This is a genomic window from Mycolicibacterium novocastrense (assembly GCF_001499835.1).
Lineage (GTDB): Bacteria > Actinomycetota > Actinomycetes > Mycobacteriales > Mycobacteriaceae > Mycobacterium > Mycobacterium novocastrense.
The window spans coordinates 1-23,207 of the sequence record NZ_LQIH01000007.1; the positions used below are offsets into that span (position 1 = coordinate 1).

The following is a 23,207-nucleotide window of genomic DNA, read 5'->3' on the forward strand; positions in this document are numbered from 1 at the left end:
GCGGATCCCAACGCGCCGGCACCCCCGCCCGCGGACCCCAACGCACCGCCTCCACCGCCGGCCGATCCCAACGCGCCGCCGCCTCCGCCCGCGGACCCCAACGCGCCTGCGCCGCGGCCCGCGGTCGGCGAGCCCGTCCCGGTCGCGCCGGAGAACGCGCCCGGGATGACGCCCCCGGCCTGACGTTCAGCGAGAATTCTTCTGCGCTGCCGCGCCTGTCAGGGGCCGACCCACGGCGGGTTGGCGTTCGAAACGTTCGCGATGAAACAGTTCGTGCCGCCGAATCCCATGGCGCCGGCGGTCTGGCATCGCTCGAAGTTGCCGTCGGCCCCCACCGGTCCGTCGCATATCGTGCCGCCGCCCCACGGCGTCCATCCGCCCTGACATCCGGCGTTGGCCGGAGCGGCGAAGGCGATGCCACCGGCCGCCAACGCTCCAACCGCCAGTGCAACAAGTGTTTTCATCTCTTCCACCCTCTCCTTCGCGGTACCGGTCGTCGGGTCCGGTACTGAGTCTTCGCCTTAGCCGTAGGACGGTTCGTCGTTATCTACAGGTTATGCCGTTGTTATCACAGAGGAATCAGGATTTCCCTACAAGTGATCGGGCCGACGTACAGGGACGAGGTGCCCGCCCATCACGTCTGTCCGCTTCGCCGCCGCGGGCGTTAGCGTTGTTCGCTGTCAGTGAAGGCGCCCCGGGGTGGTGGCCCGGTCAGCGTGGGGCGACGATGTGGTGATGGATGTCTCCACCATGACGGCCTGGCAGGTTCGACGCCCGGGTCCGATGTCCGCGCGGCCATTGGAACGCGTGCGGGTCGAGGTTCCACGCCCGGGCGCCGGCGAGGTTGCGGTGGCGGTGCGGGCATGTGGCGTGTGCCGCACCGATCTTCACGTCGCCGAAGGCGATCTACCCGTGCATCGGCCCGGGGTCATACCGGGACACGAGGTGGTGGGTGAGGTCGTCGAGGTGGGGGAGGACGCGGGTACGGAGTTCTCGGTCGGTGACCGCGTCGGCATCGCGTGGCTGCGACATACGTGCGGGCGGTGCCGGTACTGCGTCAGGGGTGAGGAGAACCTGTGCCCGGAATCGCGTTACACGGGATGGGATGCCGACGGCGGGTACGCCGAATTCGCCACGGTACCAGCGGCATACGCGCATCAGCTGCCCGCGGGCTACTCCGACACCGAGCTGGCGCCGCTGTTGTGCGCCGGGATCATCGGCTATCGCGCGCTGCTTCGCGCAAACCTACCGCCGGGCGGCCGCTTGGGCATATACGGTTTCGGCGGCAGCGCGCACCTGACCACCCAGGTGGCCGTCGCGCAGGGCGCGGAGGTTCACGTCATGACGCGCGGGGAGGCCGCGCGTGAGCTCGCACTGGGCCTGGGGGCGGCGTCGGCCCAGGGAGCGGATGAGCGTCCGCCCGTCGACCTCGATTCCGCGATCCTGTTCGCACCCGTCGGAGAGCTCGTCCTGCCGGCGCTCGAAGCGCTCGATCGCGGTGGCACGCTTGCGATCGCGGGCATTCACCTCTCCGACATCCCGGCACTGAACTACCAACGTCACCTCTTCCAAGAGCGTCAGGTCCGGTCGGTCACCGCCAACACTCGCGCTGACGCCCGAGCCTTCCTGGCTTTCGCCGGTGAACACCACATCGAGGTGACCAGCCCGCCATACCCGCTCGATCGGGCCGACGCCGCGCTGAGCGATCTGGCTTCCGGCCGGGTATCGGGGGCCGCCGTGCTGGTTGTCTAGAGCTCGGCCATCGCGGCGCCGAGCCGACCCACGAGATCCCCACGGCCGTACCGGTATACGGGTCCTGCCCCGTCCGCCAGCAGTATGCGAAGCCGCGCCATACCTCGCGCCCCGACCGGCCGGGGAGAGTGCAGGCGCAGCGTTATCTCGTCGATCACGTCCTCGGCGGCGGCGATGTTCGGTACGTGCAACGGCACCCGTGAGGACATCAGCGGGCCGTGCCCGCGGGCATCTCGCACGATCCGCCGCAGCGCCCTGGCCACCGCCTCACGCTCGGCGGTGGACATCAGCCGGGCGCAGTGCGCGGCGTACGCGTCGCTCTGGGGTGCGACGCCGCCGACGGCCGCCATCCGGTCGAACTTGTTCGCTCTCAGCCGCGCCACCATCCGCGCCCGCCGAGACACGACCCCGCGCTCGCTTCCTATGCCCGCCGACGGCGCCATCAGGGTGTGCGGCTTCGCGTTGTCCGACATATCAGTCCTCGATGACGAGTGGATGTGTGACCATCAAAAACTTTATAACGGTCATGCATGACCGGTCAAATTGAAATACCGGTCATCGAAAGCTAGCCTCTCTATATGACTCGCACGCGGTGGCTCGGCGACCAGGAGACGAAACCGGCGCCACCGCGTCTCGCGCTGGTCCAAAGCCTGGTCAACACGGCGGAGTTGCCGTCGGGCCCGGACCGTTTGGCTGACCCGGACGACGCGCAGCCGTGGCTGCAGGACAGGGGGCTACTGGCCCCCGGAGTGGGTGTCGAGGAGGCCGACCTCGAACTGCTGCGTGGCGTGCGCGAGGCCCTGCGCGCGATGCTGGTCCACAACGCCGGCGGTCCGCCGCCCAGCGCGGCGGCGTTGGCGCCGCTGCGGGCCGCAGCAGGTGGCCCCGCACGTGCCGAGGTCGACGATTCGGGGCGGATACGCCTCTCGGCGGTGGGCACCTCATTGCGCGACCGCCTGACCGGACTCCTCCTGGTGATTCACGACGCGCAGCGCGACGGCACCTGGTCACTGTTGAAGGCGTGCGCCAACGAGGAGTGCCTGTGGGCGTTCTACGATCGCTCCCGCAACCACGGCGGAACCTGGTGCAGCATGGCGACCTGCGGTAACAAACTCAAGAATCGGGAGTTCCGCGCCCGCAAGCGCGACTCGCACTGACGTCAGCTCAGGTGCCACACCAACGCGGCGGCCAGGGCGCCGAGCCCGTTCAGCGACCAGTGCAGCGCGATCGGCGCGATCAGGCTGCCGCTGCGGCGCCGCAGCCAGGTGAAAACGAAGCCCGCGAAGCCGGTGGCGACCACCGCCAACGTCACACCGGCAACGGTACCCATCACACCCCCGCCGAAGATCCGGGTGAATCCGACGTTGCTTGCGGTCAGGCCCAGCGAGGTGGCGATGTGCCAGAGCCCGAACAACAACGAGCCGGCCGCGGCGACACCACGCCAGCCCCAGGCGCGGTCGAGCGCTCCGTGCAGCACCCCGCGGAATGCCAGTTCTTCGGGGATCACGGTCTGCAGCGGAATGATGACCATCGACGCGATGAGGGCGCCCGAGATCGTGGCGTAGTTGTTGTTCATGAACAGCGGCCGCGTCCACGGCAGCAGCGCACCGATCGCGATGACCGACACCACCAACGCGACGGCGCCCAGCGCGTAACCGGTCCCGGACTTCCAGTGCTCGCGGCTCAGGCCCAGTTCGGCCCACCCCAGACCGCGCGAGCGCACCAGCGCCACCAGCAGCAGCGCCGCCGCCGGAACCGTCGCCACACTGGCCCACGGGGTGGTGAAGTGCGCGATCAAATTCGTCAGCGCCAACACCACCACAACCACCGCGATGTCGACGTACGTGCGGAAGTGGTGCAGCGCGGAGAGCTGTTCGACCAGCGGATGCGGGCGCTCGGCTAGGGCTGCTTGGTCGGACACGAAAATCCAGTTTAGCGGTCGTGTTCGCTCAGCGTGTCCTGCGACAGCGACGGCGCCTGGCAATCCGGGTCCCACGTCCACCCCGAGATCGCCGGATCGTCCTCGCCGTGCTCCCGGGTGTAGCGCCGGGCGGCGAGCCGGGCATCGGCCATCTCCTGACGCAGCCCGGCCACGCTGCTGCCCAGCCCGTCGACGCGGTCGATCACGTCCATGACCAGGTGGAACCGGTCCAGGTCGTTGAGCATCACCATGTCGAACGGGGTTGTCGTGGTACCGCGTTCCTTGAAGCCGCGCACATGTAGCTGGGCGTGGTTGGCGTGCCGGTAGGTCAGCCGGTGAATCAGCCAGGGATAGCCGTGGTAGGCGAAGATGATCGGCTTGTCCGTGGTGAAGATCGAGTCGAACTCGCGATCGGACAGGCCGTGCGGGTGCTCGGACTCCGGTTGCAGCCGCATGATGTCGACGACGTTGACCACCCGCACCTTCAGCTCGGGCAGCCGCCGGCGCAGAATGTCGGCGGCCGCAAGCGTTTCCAGGGTCGGGATGTCTCCGGCGCACGCGAGCACGACGTCGGGCTCCCCGGTCGTGTTGCTCGCCCACTCCCAGATCCCCAGACCTCGGGTGCAGTGCGCGATCGCCGAATCCATGTCCAGGTAGTTCAGCGCCGGCTGCTTGCCGGCGACGATCACGTTGACGTAGTGGCGGCTGCGCAGGCAGTGGTCGGCCACCGACAGCAGCGTGTTGGCGTCGGGTGGCAGGTACACCCGCACGACCTCCGGTCGCTTGTTGGCGACGTGGTCGATGAAACCAGGATCCTGGTGCGAGGCGCCGTTGTGGTCTTGCCGCCAAACATGAGATGTCAGAAGGTAATTCAGCGATGCGATCGGCGCCCGCCAGGACAGCTCCCGACTGCTGTTGAGCCACTTGGCGTGTTGGTTGAGCATCGAGTCGACGATGTGGATGAACGCCTCGTAACAGTTGAACAGCCCATGCCTGCCCGTCAACAGGTAACCCTCGAGCCAGCCCTGGCAGAGATGTTCGGACAGCACCTCCATCACCCGGCCCTCCGGACCGAGGTTCTCGTCGTCGGGGGTGACCTCGGCGAGCCACGCCTTGTCGGTCACCTCCAGGGTCGCCGACAGCCGGTTGGATGCGGTCTCGTCGGGACCCATCAACCGGAACCGGTCGGTATTACGCGCGATGACGTCGCGCAGAAAGGTCCCGAGCACCCGGGTCGCCTCGGCCGATTCCGAGGCGGGCTGGTCGACCGGGACCGCGTAGTCGGTGAACGGCGGCAGGTCCAGATCCCTGAGCAGCAGGCCGCCGTTGACGTGCGGGTTGGCGCTCATCCGCCGCTGTCCGCGCGGGGCGATCGCGCGCAACTCGGGTCGTAGCGCGCCGTCGTCGTCGAACAGTTCCTCGGGTCGGTAGCTGCGAAGCCACTCCTCGAGTTGGGCACGGTGCTCGGGGTTGGTGTGGGTGCCCGACAACGGAACCTGATGGGACCGCCACGTGCCCTCGACCTTCTTGCCGTCGACCTCCCGGGGGCCGGTCCAGCCCTTCGGTGTCCTCAACACCAGCATCGGCCACACGGGCCGGAAGGTCTCACTCCTCGACGCGGCTCGTTCCTCGCCGCTTGATCGACGTGCGACGGGCCTGCCCTGCTCACCGTCGAGGCGAGCGGCGCGCTGGATCGCGGCGATCTGGTCGAAGGCCTCGTCGAGGGCGGTCGCCAGTTGCTGATGCACGTTGGCCGGATCGTCTCCCGCCACCGTGATGGGCCGGTAACCGTAGCCCAACATCAGCGACTCGAGCTCTTCCTGCGGAATCCGCGCGAGGACCGTGGGGTTGGCGATCTTGTAGCTGTTCAGGTGCAGGATGGGCAGCACCGCACCGTCGGTGACCGGGTTGAGGAACTTGTTCGAATGCCAACTCGCCGCCAGCGGGCCGGTCTCGGCCTCGCCGTCGCCGATGACACAGGCCACCACCAGGTCGGGGTTGTCGAATGCGGCGCCGTAGGCGTGCACCAGCGCGTATCCCAACTCGCCGCCCTCGTGGATCGAACCGGGCGTCTCGGCGGCGACGTGGCTGGGGATACCCCCGGGAAAGGAGAACTGGCGGAACAGTTTTCGCATCCCTTCGGTGTCTTCGGAGATGGCCGAGTACACCTCGCTGTAGGTGCCTTCGAGATATGCGTTGGCGACCAGGCCCGGCCCACCGTGCCCCGGGCCGGTGATGTAGATGGCGTCGAGGTCGCGGTCACGGATGACGCGGTTCAGGTGCGCGTAGACGAGATTGAGCCCCGGTGTGGTGCCCCAGTGGCCGAGTAGTCGGGGCTTGACGTGCTCCGGCGCCAGCGGCTCGCGCAGCAGCGGATTGTCCAGCAGATAGATCTGGCCGACGGACAGATAGTTGGCGGCGCGCCAGTAGGCGTCGATCAGGTCGAGTTCATCGGCGGACAGCGTTGGGGACAGGGCCTCGGCAGTCATCTGGCTCATCATCGTCGATACGGGCGAAGGGGTGCCACTCCTGTACCCGGTGCGCGTGAAGCTACCCATTAGCCTGTCTGGCGTGTTGGGATTCGCAGTGCCGCAGTTCGGGCCGTCCGCCCGGGCGGACCTCGCGCGCTACGCCGCCACCGCCGAAAACCTGGGCGCGGACAGTCTGTGGGTGGGAGACCGGCTGCTGACGGCGGTGCACCCCAGCATCGGATACGCGGGTCAAGACACCATTCCCGAGCAGTTCCGCGCGGCACTGGATCCGTTCATCGCGCTGGCGGTGGTGGCCGCCGCGACGTCACGCGTCCGGTTGGGCAGCAGCGTGTTCGTCGCACCGTGGTATCCGCCGGCGCAGCTGGGCCGGCAACTGACCGCCATCGATGTCGTCAGCGGGGGCAGGCTCGTTCCGGGTTTCGGCATCGGGTGGTCGCCGGAGGAGTTCTCGGCCGCCGGTGCCCCGTTTCGCGCCCGCGGAGCCCAACTGGACGAGGTGCTCGACGCCCTCGAGCAGCTGTGGACGACGAATCCGGTGGAACACGACGGCAAGCGGTGGTCGATCCCGCTGTCGTGGGTGGACCTCAAGCCGGTCCAGCAACCGCGCCCGCCGATTTATCTGGGCGGGTTCACTGGAGCGAGCCTGCGGCGCATCGGGAGGCGCGGCGACGGGTGGCTCCCGGCGGTGCTGGTGCCAGGCGGGGTCAGCCCCGAGTTCCTGGCGATGCAGCGCCGCACCATCGACGACGCCGCCCGCGAGGCCGGCCGGGATCCGTCGGCCATCCACACCTACGTACGGATCAACGTCGCCGGGGGCACACCGATCGACGCGGTCGCCGAGGCGGTGCGGACGCTGGCCGACGCCGGTTATCCCGATGTCTTCGTCGACCTGATGTATGTGGCCACCGACGCCGACGACCACCTGCGGTGGGTCGAGGGCCTCCTCGCGGCATGACCGAACCACTGCTGGCCTCCGTGCGGGTGCTTGACCTCGGCGGCGCCGAATCCGACACAGTGGGCCGGCTGTACGCCGACCTCGGCGCCGATGTGCTTAAGATCGAGCCCCCCGGTGGGCGGTCCGACCGGCAGGCGTTGCCGACTGTGGCTGCAGCGAGTATCCCGTTCCGGTTGAACAACGCAAACAAGCGGTGCGCGGTTCTCGACCCGGCCGACCCCGACGGCCGTCGGACGCTGTTGGACCTGGCGAGCACCGCCGATATCGTCATTGACAGCGGGAGACCCGGCGGGACAGTCGAATTCGGAACATCGTGTGCTGCGCTGGCGCAACAGTTCAGCCACCTCGTGGTGCTGTCGGTCACGGACTTCGGCACCGACGGGCCGTATGCCTGCTGGCAAGCCACCGACCCCGTGCTGTACGCGTTGTCGACCGCGCTGTCTCGCACCGGGCCGACCGCGGGCGCCCCGGTACTGCCGCCGGCCGGGCTGGCATCGGGAACCGCTGCGGCACAGGCGGCATGGGCGGCGCTGACCGCCTACTACCGCCGGTTGCGCACCGGCACAGGCGAGTACATCGACTTCTCCCGGTTCGAGGCGGTGCTTCAGTCGCTGGATCCGCCGTTCGGATCGGAGGGTCAGGCGGCTGTCGGCGTCAAGAAGACCACCGAAATCTGGCGCGGCAGGCCCCGTAACCAGAACATCTATCCGATCTTCGCCTGCAAAGACGGGCACGTGCGGATCTGCCTGCTGTCTCCGCGTCAGTGGCGGGGCATGCGCGCCTGGCTTGGGGAACCCGAGCGGTTCGCCGACCCCAAGTTCGACACGATCGCCGCGCGGTATGCGGCGTCTGGTGAACTCAACGCACTGATCGGGGATTTCGTCGCGGCCCAGACCATGGACGCACTGGTCACCGAGGGACAAGCGCGGGGGGTGCCCATCGCCGCCGTGCTCACCCCCACGGAGACGTTGGCCTCCGAGCACTTCGGTGCTGTCGGTGCGCTGACCACCGCCGAGTTCGCTCCGGGAGCGGGTGTCGTCACCCCGGTGGGGCCGTTCGTCGTCGACGGGCACCATCGCGGCCTGAGGCGGTTGGCCCCCGATTCCGGTGCCGACGAACCCGCCTGGGCGACAACACGATCGACGGCGTCATCGCCCGATACCGCTGCACCGCAGCGTCCCTTCGACGGGATGCGCATCCTCGACCTCGGCGTCATCGTCGCGGGGGGCGAGCTCGGCAGGTTGTTCGCCGACCTCGGCGCCGAGGTGATCAAGATCGAGAGCGCCGCATACCCCGACGGGTTGCGCCAGGCGCCGCCCGGTCAGGTGATGAGCAGGTCCTGGGCGCTGACCCACCGAAACGAGGAGAGCCTGGGAATCGACCTGCGGACCCCCGCGGGCGCCGGCCTGTTCTCCCGGCTGGTCACGGGTGCCGACGCGGTGTTCGCCAACTTCAAGCCGGGAACGCTTGCGTCGCTGGGGTTCTCCTATGACCGTCTGCGGGAACTGAATCCGCGCATCGTTCTCGCCGAGAGCAGCGCCTTCGGCGCAACCGGTCCGTGGAGCGGCCGCATGGGGTACGGGCCGCTGGTGCGCGCAACCACCGGGGTCACCTCGCTGTGGGCGTCTGCCGACGGCGGCTTCTACGATGCGACGACGATCTTCCCGGACCACGTGTCGGCGCGGCTCACCGCGATCGCCGCACTGGCTGCGCTGATCCGGCGCGACCGTTCCGGAGAACCCGCACACGTCCACGTCTCGCAGGCCGAGGCCGCAATCAGCCAACTGGCGACCCGTTATGTCGCCGAATCCGCGCGGGCGGCAGGCCTGCCTGTCGCCGACGACACCGCGGCACACCGTGTGTATCCGTGCGCCGGCGACGACGAGTGGTGTGTGATCTCGCTGCGCTCCGAGGCCGACCACGCCGCGCTGGAATCGATCACCGGCGGCGACACCGCCGAATGGACCCGCGCCCGCGACAAGACCACGGTGGCGCGCACTCTCCAAGATGCGGGAATCGCCGCCGCACCGATGAACCGTGCCGTCGATGTGCCCGACGACCCGCAGGTGCGTTACCGAAAGCTGTACTCCGACATGGTGCATCCACTTTTCGATGCGCCCATGCTCACCGAAACGGGGCCGGCGCCGTACACGAGTATTCCGCCCGCCCGGCTGAGGCCCGCGCCGATGCCGGGGGAGCAGACCCGTCGGATCTGCCGGCAGATCCTCGACATCTCCGCCGAGGAGACCGATCGGCTCATCGCCGAGGGCACGCTCTTCGCATACCGAGAAAGGCCGTGATGGAACCCAGGACTCCGGTGTTGGTTGGCTACGGACAAGTCAACCAGCGCGACGACAACCCCGACGTGTCGCCGATCGACCTGATGGTCGCCGCAGCACGCGAAGCTGCCGATCCCAGGGTCCTGGAGGCCGCGGACTCGGTTCGTGTGGTCAACCTTCTTTCGTGGCGGTTTCGCGATCCGGGATTGCTTCTCGCACAACGCCTCCACGCCGGCAACGCTGCGACCCGCTATACCGGGGTCGGCGGCAACACGCCGCAGTCGCTGGTCAACGAGGCGTGCCGAGACATCCAGAACGGTCGGGCCGAGGTGGTGCTGATCGCAGGCGGTGAGACCTGGCGCACCCGGAGTCGGCTGCGCGCCAAGGGAATCAAGCCGGACTGGCCGCGCCAGGACGAGTCCGTCCCGATGGCCCAGGGCGCCGACGAAGGCGTTCCCATGGCCGGTCCCGCCGAAATCAAGATCAACCTGGACCGGCCCGCCTTCGTCTACCCGATGTTCGAACAAGCCGTGCGGATCGCCGCGGGCCGGTCCGACGACGAGCACCGGCGCCGGATCGGTGAACTGTGGGCGCAATTCAGCACGGTCGCGGCGAGCAACCCGCACGCGTGGGTCCGGGACGCGTTGCCGGCCGAGGAGATCTGGCAGGCCGGTCCGAGCAACCGGATGATCAGCTGGCCCTACCCGAAGTTGATGAACTCCAACAACATGGTCGACCAGGCCGCGGTGCTGGTCCTCACCTCGGCCGAGAAGGCCACGCATCTGCAGATTCCCAGGGACCGCTGGGTGTTCCCGTACTCGGGCACCGACTCGCATGACACGTACGCGATCGGCGAGCGCGCGGAGTTCTACACGTCTCCCGCGATCCGGATCGGTGGGCGGCGGGCGCTGGAGCTGGCCGGGATCGGCGTCGACGATGTTGAACTCATCGACGTCTACTCGTGCTTCCCTTCGGCGGTTCAGGTGGCTGCCAACGAACTTGGCCTCCCGATCGGGGACCCTGCCAGACCGCTGACGGTGACCGGCGGGCTCACCTTCGCGGGCGGGCCGTGGAACAACTACGTGACCCACTCGATCGCGACCATGGCCGAGCGGCTCGTCGCCGCCCCCGGAGCGCTCGGGCTGATCACCGCCAACGGCGGCTACCTCACCAAGCACAGCTTCGGGATCTACGGCGCCGAGCCGCCGTCACGCGAGTTCCGTTGGGAAGACGTGCAATCCGACGTCGATAGGGAACCGACCCGGACGGCGCTGATCGACTGGGCCGGGGTGGGCACCGTGGAGACGTGGACGACGCCGTTCGACCGCGAGGGCTCGCCGGAGAAGGCGTTTCTGGCGGTCCGCACGCCCGACGACTCCCGGGTCCTGGCGGTCATCCCCGATGCGGCCGCGGCGGCGGCGACGGTCGAGGAGGACATCGCGGGCGCCAAGGTCCAGGTCAACCCGGACGGAACGGCCGCAATACTGTAGGCGGTACGGCCGCAATACTGTAGACGGAACGGCCGCATTACTGTAGGCGGTACGGCCGCACTGTAGTCAGTCGAGTTCTGCCAGCAGGGCCTCGACACGCTGACGAGCGGCCGGCGCGGCGCCCGGTCCCACGACGGCATGTACCCTTCCTGCCTCCACGGCGGCGATCGCGGCGTCGGCCACCAGGGCGGGGCTGATCGCACCGCGCATCGCGTCGTCGTCGCGGTCGTTGGGGATGCTGACCGCTCCCGGCGGGGTCAGGCTCGCCGAGTTGGGTCCGAGGGGCGTGTCGACCATGCCCGGGCACAGCACGGTGGCACCCAGATCGGTTGATACGGAACGCAGTTCGATGTCGAGCGTCTCTGTGAGCCCGACGACGGCGTGCATGGTGGCGTTGTACGGCGCGAGGTGGGGTAGCGGAATGAGCCCGCCGGCGGACGCGGTGTTGAGGAAGTGCCCGCAGCGTTGCGCGATGAACAGGGGAGTGAAGGCCTTCACCCCGTGAACGACACCCATCAGCTTGACGTCGATCAACCACCGCCACGTCTCGATGCTCTGCTCCCACGTCGGCGTCTGCTCGCACACCACTCCGGCGTTGTTGCACACCAGGTCGACGCGTCCGAATCGGTCCAGGGTGTGCGCGGCCAGCGCGTCGACCTCGGCCGCGTCACGCACGTCGACGCGCAGGCCGGTCACCGTTCCAAGGTGGGAGGACAGCGCCTCGATCGCTGGGGGTATCGCGTTTTCGCGGATGTCGGCGATCACCACGTCGACGCCGCGACGTGCCAGATGCGCGGCGAGCGCGAACCCGATTCCGCTGGTTCCGCCGGTGACGACGGCGACCTTTCCGGCCTCGATCCTCATGCGGGCCTGCCTTTCTGGCTACGGTGCGTTGGGCGGCACCTCGGTGTATCGCGGCGCAAAACCGTCGGGGGCGAAGGTGAATCCGTTGCCGGTCGCCTCGCTCATGCACGAGACACCGGCCTCCTGCACATTGCAGCGGAACCCCGCGACAGCCAGAATCCGGTTGAAGTCCAGCACCTTCGCGTCGTCGAGGACGAACTGCGGCTGTTCCAATGCGACGAAGCGGGGTTCACCGTTGCGCTCGATGACGATCGCGTTCGGCGCGGCCTGCTCACCGTCGTCGTTGTCCACTGTGTCCGGTTCACCGGTGATGTTCATGGAAGACTGCGGTGAGGTGGCCGATTGGCAGCCGGCCACCTCACGCGGCACCACGGCACACGCCCAGCGTCCGCTGGGGGTGGTGAAGTAGTACACGGCCGACCCGGCCGGATGAGCGACGTAGTCGAATGCGTCGACCAGGTGCTTGTCCGGCGGTGCAGGAGGCGGTTCGGAGGTTGTCGAGGTCGGCGACGCCACGAACGGTTCGTCGGTGGTGACGATCCGCTCGGCCGAGCAGCCCGCGACCAGGATCGCGACGGCCGACATCAGACAAAGGACACGCATCTCGGGTCCTAAGCGTGCCGGAACCGGTTTTCGTCCGCGCAGCGGGGTGGTGGATTCAGCCGGCCAGCATCGCCTTGAGCGTTTGCGCGTTCCACACGGCGTGTCCGCCCAGGTCGTTATTGAAGTAAACGAGGATCCGCCTGCCTTCGGCCTCCCACGCCAGGATCCGATCGGCCCAGCGCCGCAATGCGTCGTCGGGGTAGGAGCCCGCGTACATCGAATCCTGGTCGGGTCCGTGCATCCGGATGTAGACCAGCTCGCTGGTCGCTCGCGGAACGCAGCGCAAGCCCGCACCGCTCATCACCACGTAAGCGGCGCCGTGCCGCTCCAGCAGCGCATAGACGGCCGGGTCGTCCCATGACGCATGCCGCAACTCCATCGCCACCGGAATCCGATCGGGCATGAGCTTCAGGAAGTGCTCCAGGCGGGCGTCGTCACGCTCCAACTCCGGGTGCAGTTGCACGAGCAACGCTTCGCTGCGGTCGCCGAGCAGCTCCCAGCATCGGTCGAAGCGCTCGATCCACGGCTCCGGTTCCCGCAGCCGGCGGTAGTGCGTCAGTCCGCGCTGGGCCTTGACCGACATCGTGAACCCGTCGGGCAGCCGCTCCCGCCAGCCCGCGAACGCACCGTCTTTGGGCCAGCGGTAGAAACTGGCGTTCAGCTCGACGGTGTCGAACTCCTCGACGTAGCGGGCGAGCCGTTTGGCGCTCGGCAATCCCGCCGGATACAGCACGTCCTTCCAATGGTCATACGACCACCCGGATGTGCCGACCCGGATCACCATCGCGTCATCCCCGCGCCATCACGGCGTCGCGCAGGTCGTCGTCGAGCGACACCTTGACCAAGGCGGCGGCGATCTTTGCACACTTGCGCGGCGCCAACGCGGCGAGCTCATCACTGTCGCTTGGCAATCCGAGCTCGCGCGCGGCGCTGACGGCCCGCGCGTCGAAATACGGGCGAACCCATGTCCAGGTGTCCTGCACCTCGCGCAGGAAGATGTCGGCGCCGGTGTCGCCGATTCCCTTGAACCCCTTGAGAGAACGCGTCAGTGCGGTCGCGTCGTGATCTGTTGCCCCGTCGAGATTGCGGAGGTCCCCGCCATATTCGTCGTCGACGGTCTCGGCGATATCGGTCAGCCTGGTCGCCGAGCTCTCGTCGTAGCGGACATAGTGGGCACGGCCGAACGCGCGAATCATGTCGGCGCGCTCGGCCGCGAGGACAGCCTTGGGGGTGCGCAGGCCTGCGCGGAACAACTCCCGCGCGGCGTCCACCGCGATGGAGGCGTCGATCGGTTTGCTCGACAGCATGCACAGGGCCAGCAGCTGAAAGAGCGGCATGGGCTTGTCCGCCAACCGGATACCGGCGTCTTCGGCGTAGGTCGTGCCCGCCTCCTCGAGGAGGCGTTTGACCCGCTTCTTACGTGCTGCGGCGTCCACGTCGGCTGGCGTACCCGCGCTCTTTGGGGGGCAAACTCCTGGCGAAATCGACACCGCGGTCGACCCACGGCCGCAGTTGCCGCGTGGTCCTCACACCGTCGGCGCCGATGAGCACCCACCCGCGCATCTCACGGTCTGCCATCGTCATCGGCTCGACGAACCGGCGCGACAGTAACGTCGGGTACTCGTCGCGCGGCACCCGGACCATCAGACCGCCGGTCCCGCTGACGGCCACCGCCATATGGCCGTCGACCAGGAAGGCCAGCCCGCCGAACATCTGCCTCTCGTCGACACCGGGTTCGGTGCCGAGCAATTCGCGGATGCGGTGCGCGAGGTCCTCGTCGTAGGCCACGTCTTCGACGGTAGCGCTCAGGGTCGTGATCCGTTGGAAGACCACGACCCTGAGCGCAATCTCGGGGTCAGGCGGCCGCGGTGGCCGCCACCTCTGCGGGCTGCAGAGCCTGCTCGACGATGTCGGCGACATCGGTCATCGGCTTGACCTCCAGCGCGTCGAGCACGTCGGCCGGGACGTCATCCAGGTCGGGCTCGTTTCGCTGCGGGATGAAAACGGTTGACAGTCCGGCCCGTTGGGCCGCCAGCAGCTTCTGCTTGACGCCGCCGATGGGCAGCACCCGACCGTTCAACGTGACCTCGCCGGTCATCCCGACGTCGGCACGAACCTGCCGGCCGGTGGCCATCGACACCAGCGCGGTCACCATCGTCACGCCCGCCGACGGACCGTCCTTGGGCACGGCGCCCGCGGGCACGTGCACGTGGATCCGGCGGTCCAGCGCCTTGGGGTCGACGCCCAACTGCGCGGCGTGCGAGCGCACGTAGGACAGCGCGATCTGCGCCGACTCCTTCATGACCTCGCCCAGCTGTCCGGTCAGTTGCAGCCCGGGCTCACCGTCGGTCGCCCCGGCCTCGATGTAAAGCACATCGCCGCCGAGGCCGGTGACCGCCAACCCGGTGGCCACGCCCGGCACCGCCGTGCGCTCCGCCGATTCCGGCAGGAAGCGCGGACGGCCCAGGTACTCAACGAGATCCGGCTCGTCGACGGTGAGGCTGGTGATGTCGTCGGAAGCCAGCTTCGTGGTCACCTTGCGCAGCGCCTTGGCCAGCAGCCGCTCGAACTGCCGCACCCCCGGCTCGCGGGTGTAGTCGGCGGCGATCTTGCGCAGCGCCGCCTCGGTCACGACCACCTCGTCCTCGGTCAGCGCCGCCCGCTCGCGCTGCCGGGGCAGCAGGAAGTCCCGCGCGATGGCGACCTTGTCGTCCTCGGTGTAACCGTCGATCTGCACCAGTTCCATGCGGTCCAGCAGGGCCGAGGGAATGTTCTCGATGACGTTGGCCGTCGCCAGGAACACCACGTCCGACAGGTCCAGATCGAGATCCAGGTAGTGGTCGCGGAACGTGTGGTTCTGCGCGGGGTCCAAGACCTCCAGCAGCGCCGCCGCGGGGTCCCCCCGGAAGTCGGAGCCGACCTTGTCGATCTCGTCGAGCAGCACGACGGGGTTCATCGAACCCGCCTCACCGACGGCACGCACGATGCGGCCGGGCAGCGCGCCGACGTAGGTGCGCCGGTGGCCTCGGATCTCGGCCTCGTCACGCACGCCGCCGAGGGCCACGCGAACGAACTTGCGGCCCAACGCCCGAGCGACGCTCTCACCCAGCGACGTCTTGCCGACGCCGGGCGGACCGGCCAACACCATCACCGCACCCGAACCGCGACCGCCGACGACCTGCAGTCCGCGCTGGGCACGGCGTGCCCGCACGGCCAAATACTCGACGATGCGGTCCTTGACGTCCTCGAGACCGTGGTGGTCGGCGTCCAGGATCTCGCGCGCCGCGTTCAGATCGGTCGAGTCCTCGGTGTGGACGTTCCACGGCAGGTCCAGCACGGTGTCCAGCCAGGTGCGGATCCAACCGCGCTCGGGGCTCTGGTCGCTGGCCCGTTCGAGCTTGCCGACCTCGCGCAGCGCGGCCTCGCGCACCTTCTCGGGAAGGTCCGCGGCCTCGACGCGGGCCCGGTAATCATCAGAAGACCCCGTGCCGTCGTCATCTCCCAATTCCTTGCGGATGGCGTTGAGCTGCTGGCGCAGCAGGAATTCCTTCTGGGTCTTCTCCATGCCCTCGCGCACGTCTTCGGCGATCTTCTCGGTGACCTCGACCTCGGCCAGCTGAGCTCCCGTCCACTCGATCAGCGCACGCAACCGCTCGGCCACGTCCGGCGTCTCGAGCAGCTGGCGCTTCTGGACCTGGGTCAGGTACGACGCATAGCCCGCGGTGTCGGCCAGCGCCGACGGATCGGAGAGCTGGTTGACGAAATCGATGATCTGCCAGGCCTCGCGCCGCTGCAGCATCGCCAGCAGCAGCTTCTTGTACTCGGCCGCGAGCTGGTAGGTCTCCTCGGTGGGCTGGGTCTCCTCGACCTCGGTCACCTCGACCCACAGCGCCGCGCCGGGTCCGGTGGCGCCGGCGCCGATGTGCGCACGGCTCTCGCCCCGCACCACCGCGGCGGGTCCGCCGACCATGCGTCCGATCTGCACGATCGAGGCCAGCACCCCGTGCGAGGGATAACGATCCTCGAGACGGGGTGCGATCAACAGTTCTCCGGACTCGCTGGCGCGGGCGGCGTCGACCGCGGCGCGCGCGGCATCGTCGAGTTCGATCGGCACGACCATGCCGGGCAGCACGATCGACTCGCTCGAGAACAAGACCGGAACTGTCTTGATTTGAGCCATCAATCCTCCAAAGTTTGAGTCTGTTGCGCTCAACCTTTAGATGGACTGTTTTGTTCCCTGCCGCGTCGCGCGCGGCGTTCGTAGCTACCCCGAACGGCAGGAAGCCTGCCGTTCGGGGTAAACGGCAGGCTTCCTGTTGTGGGTGGATCTATGCGCTGCGGTCAGGCACTGGCCTGTGCACCCAGCACCCGCTGGATGTCAGGCTTCATCATCTCCAGCTGCTGACCCCAGTAGCCCCAGCTGTGGGTCCCCTGTGGCGGGAAGTTGAACACACCGTTGGTGCCACCCGCGGCGACGTAGTTGTCCTTGAAGGTGACGTTGGTCCGCAACGTGAACCCTTCGAGGAACTGGGCCGCCATCAGGTTCTGGCCGGCCGTGCCGCCATCGAGATCCGACGGCGTACCCGTGCCGCAGTAGATCCAGATGCGGGTGTTGTTGGCCACCAACTGGTTGATGTTGACCATCGGGTCGTTGCGCTTCCACGCCGGATCCGACGACGGACCCCACATGCTCTCGGCGTTGAACCCGCCGGCGTCTTGCATCGCCAGACCGATCAGCATCGGCCACCAGCCCTCGGACGGATTGAGGAAGCCCGACAGCGAGGCGGCGTAGATGAACTTCTGCGGGTGGTAGATCGCGTACGTCAGCGCGGTGCTGCCGGCCATCGAAATACCCACCACGGCGTTGCCGTTCTGCGACACGCCCCTGTTGGCTTCCAGCCACGCCGGGAGCTCCTGGGTCAGGAACGTCTCCCACTTGTAGGTGTAGTCCTGGCCGTTACCCCGCGACGGCTGGTACCAGTCGGTGTAGAAGCTGGACTGCCCGCCGACCGGCATGACGACTGAAAGCCCGGACTGGTAGTACCACTCGAAGGCGGGGGTGTTGATGTCCCAGCCGTTGAAATCGTCCTGGGCGCGCAGACCATCGAGCAGATACACCGCATGCGGTCCACCGCCCTGGAACTGGACCCTGATGTTGCGGTTCATCGCGGGGGAGAACACGTCCAGATACTCGACGGGCAACCCGGGCCGCGAGAAGGCCCCGGCGGTGGCCGAACCCCCGGCGATGCCGATCAGTCCGGGCAGCGCCGCCACGGCGAACGCCACCACCGCCATTCGGCGAAACAGCTTTGTACCGGTACCCCGGTACCTCTGGAAAATCTTCATAACGGCAACCAACCCACCTTTCATCGCTTCCACAAGCAATTGCCGTTTGCTGTGCGTGGGTAATGAAACACGTACTCGCACCGGGACTGTCGCCCCGACATGCGGTTGCCACATCGCGGTTGGCTAACGATTGCGACTCAGCGAGGACTCACCAACCCCGGAAACCTACTGTGACCTGTGTGATCAGAGTGACTCAGGAGGTATCCGCGCCGAGCTCGCAACGCTAGGGCGTAGCCGGTGCAACTGTGTGACGTGTCGCGGGCCGAGCTCGCTCAGCGACGTCACTCCCAGTAGCTGCATTGTCCGTCTGACCTGCTGCGAAAGGATCTCGACGGCCCGGTCGACACCCGCCTCGCCGCCCGCCATCAGCCCGTAGAGGTAGGCGCGGCCCACCAATACGAAGCGGGCGCCCAGCGCGACCGCCGCGACGACGTCCGCGCCGGACATCACCCCGGTGTCCAGCAGAATCTCGGTGGTATCGCCCAGTTCGGCGGCGACACTCGGCAGCAGATGGAACGGCACGGGAGCGCGATCCAGTTGGCGGCCACCGTGATTGGACAGCACAATGCCGTCGACCCCGAGTCCGGCCACGGCCCTGGCGTCATCGAGTGTCTGAATTCCCTTGACCACCAACTTGTTCGGCCACTGCTCCTTGATCCACACCAGATCGTCGAAGTTCACCGTGGGGTCGAACATGGTGTCGAGATACTCGGCCACGGTGCCCGGCCAGCGGTCCAGCGAGGCGAACGACAGCGGTTCGGTGGTGAGCAGGTCGAACCACCACCGCGGACGGGGAACGGCATCGAGCACCGTGCGCAGCGTCAGCGTCGGCGGGATCGACATGCCGTTGCGGGTGTCGCGGTGGCGGGCCCCTGCGACCGGCACGTCGACGGTGGCGAGCAGCGTGTCGTAACCCGCGGCGGCGGCCCGTTCGACGAGCGCCATCGAGCGGTCTCGGTCCTTCCACATGTACAGCTGAAACCAGTTGCGGCCGTCCGGGTTAGCCGCCTTGACGTCTTCGATCGAGGCGGTGCCCAGCGTCGAGAGCGCGAACGGGATGCCGGCTCGCGCGGCGGCGCGGGCACCCGCGATCTCGCCCTCGGTGTGCATCAGTCGGGTGAAGCCGGTCGGCGCGATGCCGAACGGTTGCGCGACAGGCCCACCGAGCACCGTTGCGCTGGTATCGACACTTGAAACGTCGCGCAAGATCGTGGGATGAAACTCGATGTCGCGGAACGCTTGTCGCGCACGAGCCAGTGACAGTTCCTCCTCGGCGGCACCGTCGGTGTAGTCGAATGCCGCCTTCGGGGTCCGTCGCTTGGCGATTCGGCGCAGGTCCTCGATCGTCAGCGCCGCCGCCAGCCTGCGCTGCGTCGCGTTCAGCTGCGGCTTCTTGAACTGCAGCAGCGGCGCCAGCTCCCGCGGACGCGGGATGCGGCGGCGTGTCACGTTTGCGTCCCTGTCGGACTGCCGCTGATAGTCGTCATTGAATCGCACAGGTTAGCTTGTCAGACTGGCCGATGACATGGCTAAAGACAGATCGGCATCCGGCGACCCCTTCGACCTGCAGCGCTTCGTCGACGCCCAGGAACGCGTGTACGGCGCGGTGCTCGACGAACTACGCGCCGGCCGTAAACGCAGCCACTGGATCTGGTTTGTGTTCCCCCAGCTGCGTGGGCTGGGGAGGAGCCCGACTGCGCAGCGGTACGGGATCGGCTCCCTCGCCGAAGCCCGGGCGTACCTGGCCCACGACGTGCTGGGAGCGCGCCTGCGGGAGTGTGCGGATCTGGTCGCCCGTAGTGAACAGCCGTCGGCCGACGACTTGTTCGGGTGGCCGGACAACCTCAAGGTGCGCTCGTCGATGACGTTGTTCAGCCGCGCCGCCGACGACCCCGATGACGAGGCGCTCTTCGGCCGTGTACTGACGAAGTACTACGGAGGCGAACCGGATCCGCTGACGGTTGAACTGCTCAGCGGGGAGCCATGATCAGCCAGCCGTGGGGCCCGACCTCGTAGGTGCTGACGACCTCGGACGGCGGCGCGCCCGAGCCGGCCAGGACTTCACCCCGATCGAAACCCAGGCGCGGCAACGAGATCGCGAGCGGTTCGTCAGCGATGTTGAGCGCGACGATCAGCGACTCGGATCCGGCGCGGCTCTGGTAGACGTACTGGCGGTTGGTCAGCAACAGCGGCGACGTGCGCGCCGTGTGCAGCCACGGGTGGCGTCGGCGCAACCCAATCAGGAACTTGTGCAGCCGGAACACGTCGGCGCCGTGTTCGTCGACGTCGAGCGGGGGAGAGGCGAACTCGGGCCGCACCGCGTCGTCGCCGCCGAAACGTTCCTCCTTGATGCCCCGGTAGGCGAACTCGTCGCCGGCGTAGACGCTGGGCGTACCACCGGTCGTCATCTGCAGCACCAAAGCGTGCTCGAGGTGGCGGATGTCCTCGAGTCGGCTGGCGATTCTGGTGACATCGTGATTGCCGACGAAGGTCATCGGCACGAATGTGTCCAGGAACTCGTTGTGCCGCACCAACGCCCAGTCCAGCTCGTGGAAGTTGCCGTCGTTGAGCGCGCTCCAGGTCGCCTTCCACAGTTCGTACTGGGTCACCGAATCGAAGCCCGACGATCGCACTCGTTGCGCATAGTCACCGTGGATGATCTCGGCAAGAAAGTACACATCGGGAAACCGTTCGCGAACGCGCGGGAGGACCCGGGCCCAGAACCGGTCGGCGACCGCGTAGGCGGCGTCGAGGCGCCATCCGTCGGCGCCGCGCTGCAGCCAGTGCGTCATCACGTCGACGACGTAGTCGGCCACCGCCGAGTTGTCATGATCCAGCGCCACGAGGTCGCCGTGCCCCTCGAACACGTCGATGCGCTCGCCACGGGTGCGGAGCCACTCGGTGCGGGCGAAATCGGTTCCGACGTGGTTGAAGACGCCGTCGAGCAGAATCCGGAGCCCGCGCCGGCGCGCCTCGCCGATCAGCGTGTCGAAGTCGTCGTCGTCCCCGAGTCTCGGGTCGATGCGGAGGTGGTCGGTGGTGTCGTAGCCGTGGGTGCGTGAGGAGAAGATCGGCCCCAGCGCGAGTCCTGACGCCCCGAGTTCGATCGCGTGGTCGAGCCAGTCGACGATGCGCAGCAGCCTGTGCTCGTCCGGGCCGGGGGACGGGTCGGCGGGATGCGCGCCGACGAAACCCAGTGGGTAGACGTGCCACCAGATGACGTGCTCGACCCAGCCCGGTTCACAGACGGCCGCGGTGTGCGAGGAGTCCGTCACGGCCGGAACTTCGCTTCGTAGAGGGTCTTCATCGCCTCGCTGAACTGTTCGGCGGGCCCGTCCACCTCGACGTCCGGGGCGATCGCGGTGATCGGCAGCGACACCACCGGCGGGGGCGGCGCACCCCATTCGGTGAGCCATCGGGTCAACTGCTCGGACGACGCCGCGTACACGATTCGGCCGAGCCCCACCCAGCCGTGGGCGGCCGAACACATCGGGCAGTGCTCACCGGAGGTGTACACGGTTGCGGCGGCCCGCGCTTCGGGGGTGAGGTTGGCGGCCGCCCATCGGGCGATCGCGAACTCCGGATGGCGCGTGTGGTCGCCGTCCTTGACGCGGTTGCGGTCCTCGAACAGCGTGCGGCCTGCGTCGTCGACGAGAAGGGAGCCAAACGGCTCGTCACCGTCATCGAGCGCTTCTCGCGCCAGCTCTACGCAGCGGCCCAGGCGGGCGAGATCGTCATCGCTGATGGCCACATGTCGGAGTCTACGGATCAGTGGCAGCAGTCCGGGGGAACGTCCAGCCGGCAGGCACAGGAGGCGCGGACCGGGACGTCGGCGCGCGCCACAGCCAGGGCGAGCTGTTGACCGATGATCGACGCCTCGGCGTCGCGACCCAGCCGCTGCAGGCATTCGTGATAGCCGTGCAGGCTCCACACGTTGTTGGGATGCTGGCACGGCCGGGGCAGCGTCGGATCGAGTCCGAGGTCGGCGGCATAGACCGCCGCGGCCTCCTGGACGCGACCCTGTTCGAGCAGCAGGGCACCGTAGGCGTGGCGGGTCGGCTGCATCCAGCCCCAGGGTTCGTCGTAGGGCAGCGCGTCGTCGAGTTCGATCGCTCGGCGCAGATGCGCAAAGGCAGTGTCGTAATCCTCTGCTCGGTAAGCGATCTCACCGTCGAGCATCTCGCGGGCGATCGCCAGGATGTCGATCACGGTGTTGTTGAACAGGTATCGGCTCTCGGGTATGCGGCCATAGGCTTCGGTGAACGCCTCGCGCTCGGCGCGGGCTCGTTCGAGGTTGCCCATGGCGGCGTGCGCGACGCCGCGCCCGTAATGGATCGTGGCCACAGTGCTGCAGTACAACTGCCGATCATCGGGCAGGGGTTGGGCTATCAGGTCGTCCCAGCGACCGAACCTCACCATCACATGGGTGCGCAACGGCACGAACGCCTCCAGCCAGTCGGCCATCGGTGGGGACTCGATCGCCAGCAGTTCGGGGCTCAGCTGGGCGGCCAGCTCATCGGCGGCGGCGAACGCGGCGCGTGAATTGCCTTCGAACATCGCTGAATACACCACGAAGTGCAGGTTGTGAGCGCGGTACAAGGAGTAGAAGTTCAGCGGACCCTGCTGTTCGACGAACCGGCGATCCACCTGTATGGCCGCCTGATTGGCCACGACCGAGTCGCGGTAGTTGCCGCACAGCACGTCGATGTGGCTCGGCATGTGCTGCAGATGGCCGGCGTCGGGCACCAGATCGCGCAGCAGATCTGCGGCGGGCAGCGCATCCTGCGGGGCCGCCGACATCTCCATGGTGTGCACGTAGAGGTGCAGGATGCCGGGATGGGTGCGGCCCGCCGCGGTGGCCAGCGCGTCGTCGAGGATCCGTTTGGCCTCCACCACATGCGAGCCCGGTGCGGGTTCACCGGTTCTGGTGTCCCACAACGCCCATGCCGTCACGTTCACCAGCGCATCGGCGGCAAGGGCCTGCACATCGACGTCGTCGGGATAGGCCTGCGCCAGCGCCGTCATCGTGTCGGCATAGTGGGCGCCCCCGGCTTCGAGCGCCTCGGTGTCGTCCGGGTCATCAGTGGGAAAGCGGGTCTGCAGCGCTGCGATCAGGCCACGCTCGACCGGTGAGGCGCGATGGTCGGCCGCCAGATGCAACTCCATCCTGGCGCGTGCCAGCGATGCGGCCGCATCGACGGGATCGAAGGCGTCCCAGCCCTTGTTGTAGTTCGGCCCGATCGCGTACGCGATGCCCCAGCGCGCGATCCCCAACCCCGGATCCAGTTCCAGGGCCCGCTCGAAGCAGCGGATGGCCTCCTCGTGGTTGAACGCGTAACACCACACCATCCCGCGGTCGAACCACACCTGCGCCTGCGGCGACGGGGTGTCAATCGGCCGGTGATACGACCCGAGGTCGTAATAGGTCTCGTCGCCGAGCGAGATGCTCATGAACGGGACCATAATTCACCCATGCTGCGGCCGCGAGGGCTGCGCAGACATCGC

22 protein-coding genes are annotated in these 23,207 nt (G+C 67.9%); 7 read left to right on the plus strand and 15 right to left on the minus strand.

All coding sequences use genetic code 11. From position 1 onward, the window contains the following. The coding region (locus AU072_RS07100; RefSeq protein WP_217266042.1) for a hypothetical protein at positions 1-183 on the plus strand (183 nt) is incomplete at its 5' end. A gap of 35 nt (positions 184-218) precedes the next feature. Here the strand turns inward: AU072_RS07100 and AU072_RS07105 are convergent. After that, a complete protein-coding gene (locus AU072_RS07105; RefSeq protein WP_064413246.1) occupies positions 219-464 on the minus strand; it encodes a CDGP domain-containing protein in 246 nt (81 codons plus the stop codon). Between the two features lie 271 nt (positions 465-735). On the opposite strand from AU072_RS07105, the gene AU072_RS07110 reads away from it, so the two are divergent. After that, positions 736-1,752 carry a zinc-binding alcohol dehydrogenase family protein gene (locus tag AU072_RS07110; protein ID WP_064413247.1) on the plus strand — a complete coding sequence of 339 codons (1,017 nt, stop codon included), beginning with the start codon at positions 736-738 and terminating at the stop codon, positions 1,750-1,752. Here the strand turns inward: AU072_RS07110 and AU072_RS07115 are convergent. Then, complete coding sequence (locus AU072_RS07115) at positions 1,749-2,225, minus strand: hypothetical protein (RefSeq protein ID WP_082680676.1); 477 nt, start codon at positions 2,223-2,225, stop codon at positions 1,749-1,751. The genes AU072_RS07110 and AU072_RS07115 overlap by 4 nt on opposite strands. Before the next feature lie 105 nt (positions 2,226-2,330). Between AU072_RS07115 and AU072_RS07120 the strand changes: the two genes are divergently transcribed. After that, on the plus strand, positions 2,331-2,909 hold the full coding sequence (locus AU072_RS07120) for a CGNR zinc finger domain-containing protein (RefSeq protein ID WP_064413131.1): 579 nt from the start codon (positions 2,331-2,333) through the stop codon (positions 2,907-2,909). 2 nt (positions 2,910-2,911) lie between these two features. Here the strand turns inward: AU072_RS07120 and AU072_RS07125 are convergent, their stop codons facing one another. Together AU072_RS07125 and AU072_RS07130 are read right to left on the minus strand one after the other, a co-directional pair. Continuing rightward, positions 2,912-3,673, minus strand: coding sequence for a CPBP family intramembrane glutamic endopeptidase (locus tag AU072_RS07125; RefSeq protein ID WP_064413132.1), 762 nt, complete (start codon positions 3,671-3,673; stop codon positions 2,912-2,914). Positions 3,674-3,684: 11 nt separating this feature from the next. After that, on the minus strand, positions 3,685-6,162 hold the full coding sequence (locus AU072_RS07130) for a phosphoketolase family protein (protein ID WP_064413249.1): 2,478 nt from the start codon (positions 6,160-6,162) through the stop codon (positions 3,685-3,687). A gap of 82 nt (positions 6,163-6,244) precedes the next feature. Here AU072_RS07130 and AU072_RS07135 point away from each other — a divergent pair, with 82 nt between their 5' ends. Genes AU072_RS07135 through AU072_RS07145 form a run of 3 tightly spaced genes read left to right on the plus strand, consistent with a single transcriptional unit; the run spans position 6,245 to position 10,889 of the window. Then, positions 6,245-7,120, plus strand: coding sequence for a TIGR03619 family F420-dependent LLM class oxidoreductase (locus tag AU072_RS07135; RefSeq protein ID WP_064413133.1), 876 nt, complete (start codon positions 6,245-6,247; stop codon positions 7,118-7,120). Continuing rightward, the gene (locus tag AU072_RS07140) at positions 7,117-9,420 is read left to right on the plus strand and encodes a CaiB/BaiF CoA-transferase family protein (RefSeq protein ID WP_064413134.1); all 2,304 of its coding nucleotides are present in this window, start codon (positions 7,117-7,119) and stop codon (positions 9,418-9,420) included. The genes AU072_RS07135 and AU072_RS07140 overlap by 4 nt, the downstream gene beginning before the upstream one ends. Beyond that, positions 9,420-10,889 carry an acetyl-CoA acetyltransferase gene (locus AU072_RS07145; RefSeq protein WP_064413135.1) on the plus strand — a complete coding sequence of 490 codons (1,470 nt, stop codon included), beginning with the start codon at positions 9,420-9,422 and terminating at the stop codon, positions 10,887-10,889. The genes AU072_RS07140 and AU072_RS07145 overlap by 1 nt, the downstream gene beginning before the upstream one ends. A 66-nt stretch (positions 10,890-10,955) precedes the next feature. Here AU072_RS07145 and AU072_RS07150 read toward each other — a convergent pair whose 3' ends face one another. The 8 genes from AU072_RS07150 to AU072_RS07185 all read right to left on the minus strand — a co-directional run bounded on the left by AU072_RS07150 (position 10,956) and on the right by AU072_RS07185 (position 19,151). Then, positions 10,956-11,753: an SDR family NAD(P)-dependent oxidoreductase gene (locus AU072_RS07150; protein WP_064413136.1), complete on the minus strand. Its 798-nt coding sequence runs from the start codon at positions 11,751-11,753 to the stop codon at positions 10,956-10,958. An 18-nt stretch (positions 11,754-11,771) separates the two neighbouring features. Beyond that, on the minus strand, positions 11,772-12,338 hold the full coding sequence (locus AU072_RS07155) for a hypothetical protein (RefSeq protein ID WP_235629799.1): 567 nt from the start codon (positions 12,336-12,338) through the stop codon (positions 11,772-11,774). A gap of 73 nt (positions 12,339-12,411) precedes the next feature. Continuing rightward, positions 12,412-13,140 (minus strand): DUF72 domain-containing protein, encoded by a 729-nt coding sequence (locus AU072_RS07160; RefSeq protein WP_064413138.1) that lies wholly within the window; start codon positions 13,138-13,140, stop codon positions 12,412-12,414. A gap of 4 nt (positions 13,141-13,144) precedes the next feature. Beyond that, a complete protein-coding gene (locus AU072_RS07165) occupies positions 13,145-13,792 on the minus strand; it encodes an HhH-GDP family DNA glycosylase (protein ID WP_064413139.1) in 648 nt (215 codons plus the stop codon). After that, positions 13,773-14,144, minus strand: coding sequence for a TfoX/Sxy family protein (locus tag AU072_RS07170; RefSeq protein WP_064413250.1), 372 nt, complete (start codon positions 14,142-14,144; stop codon positions 13,773-13,775). The genes AU072_RS07165 and AU072_RS07170 overlap by 20 nt, the downstream gene beginning before the upstream one ends. 67 nt (positions 14,145-14,211) lie before the next feature. Continuing rightward, positions 14,212-16,536, minus strand: a complete 2,325-nt coding sequence (gene lon, locus AU072_RS07175; protein WP_064413140.1) for an endopeptidase La — start codon at positions 16,534-16,536, stop codon at positions 14,212-14,214. 161 nt (positions 16,537-16,697) lie between these two features. Then, positions 16,698-17,702 (minus strand): esterase family protein, encoded by a 1,005-nt coding sequence (locus tag AU072_RS07180; protein WP_064413141.1) that lies wholly within the window; start codon positions 17,700-17,702, stop codon positions 16,698-16,700. Positions 17,703-17,885: 183 nt separating this feature from the next. After that, positions 17,886-19,151 carry an alpha-hydroxy acid oxidase gene (locus tag AU072_RS07185; protein WP_064413251.1) on the minus strand — a complete coding sequence of 422 codons (1,266 nt, stop codon included), beginning with the start codon at positions 19,149-19,151 and terminating at the stop codon, positions 17,886-17,888. A gap of 76 nt (positions 19,152-19,227) precedes the next feature. Between AU072_RS07185 and AU072_RS07190 the strand changes: the two genes are divergently transcribed. After that, positions 19,228-19,689, plus strand: coding sequence for a DUF1810 domain-containing protein (locus AU072_RS07190; RefSeq protein ID WP_064413142.1), 462 nt, complete (start codon positions 19,228-19,230; stop codon positions 19,687-19,689). Here the strand turns inward: AU072_RS07190 and AU072_RS07195 are convergent. Genes AU072_RS07195 through AU072_RS07205 form a run of 3 tightly spaced genes read right to left on the minus strand, consistent with a single transcriptional unit; the run spans position 19,673 to position 23,153 of the window. Then, a complete protein-coding gene (locus AU072_RS07195) occupies positions 19,673-20,977 on the minus strand; it encodes an alpha-amylase family protein (RefSeq protein ID WP_064413143.1) in 1,305 nt (434 codons plus the stop codon). The genes AU072_RS07190 and AU072_RS07195 overlap by 17 nt on opposite strands. Further along, positions 20,974-21,453 carry a nucleoside deaminase gene (locus AU072_RS07200; protein WP_064413144.1) on the minus strand — a complete coding sequence of 160 codons (480 nt, stop codon included), beginning with the start codon at positions 21,451-21,453 and terminating at the stop codon, positions 20,974-20,976. Before AU072_RS07200 ends, AU072_RS07195 begins: the two co-directional genes overlap by 4 nt. 17 nt (positions 21,454-21,470) lie before the next feature. Beyond that, positions 21,471-23,153, minus strand: a complete 1,683-nt coding sequence (locus AU072_RS07205; RefSeq protein ID WP_064413252.1) for a tetratricopeptide repeat protein — start codon at positions 23,151-23,153, stop codon at positions 21,471-21,473. Positions 23,154-23,207: the final 54 nt, after the last annotated feature.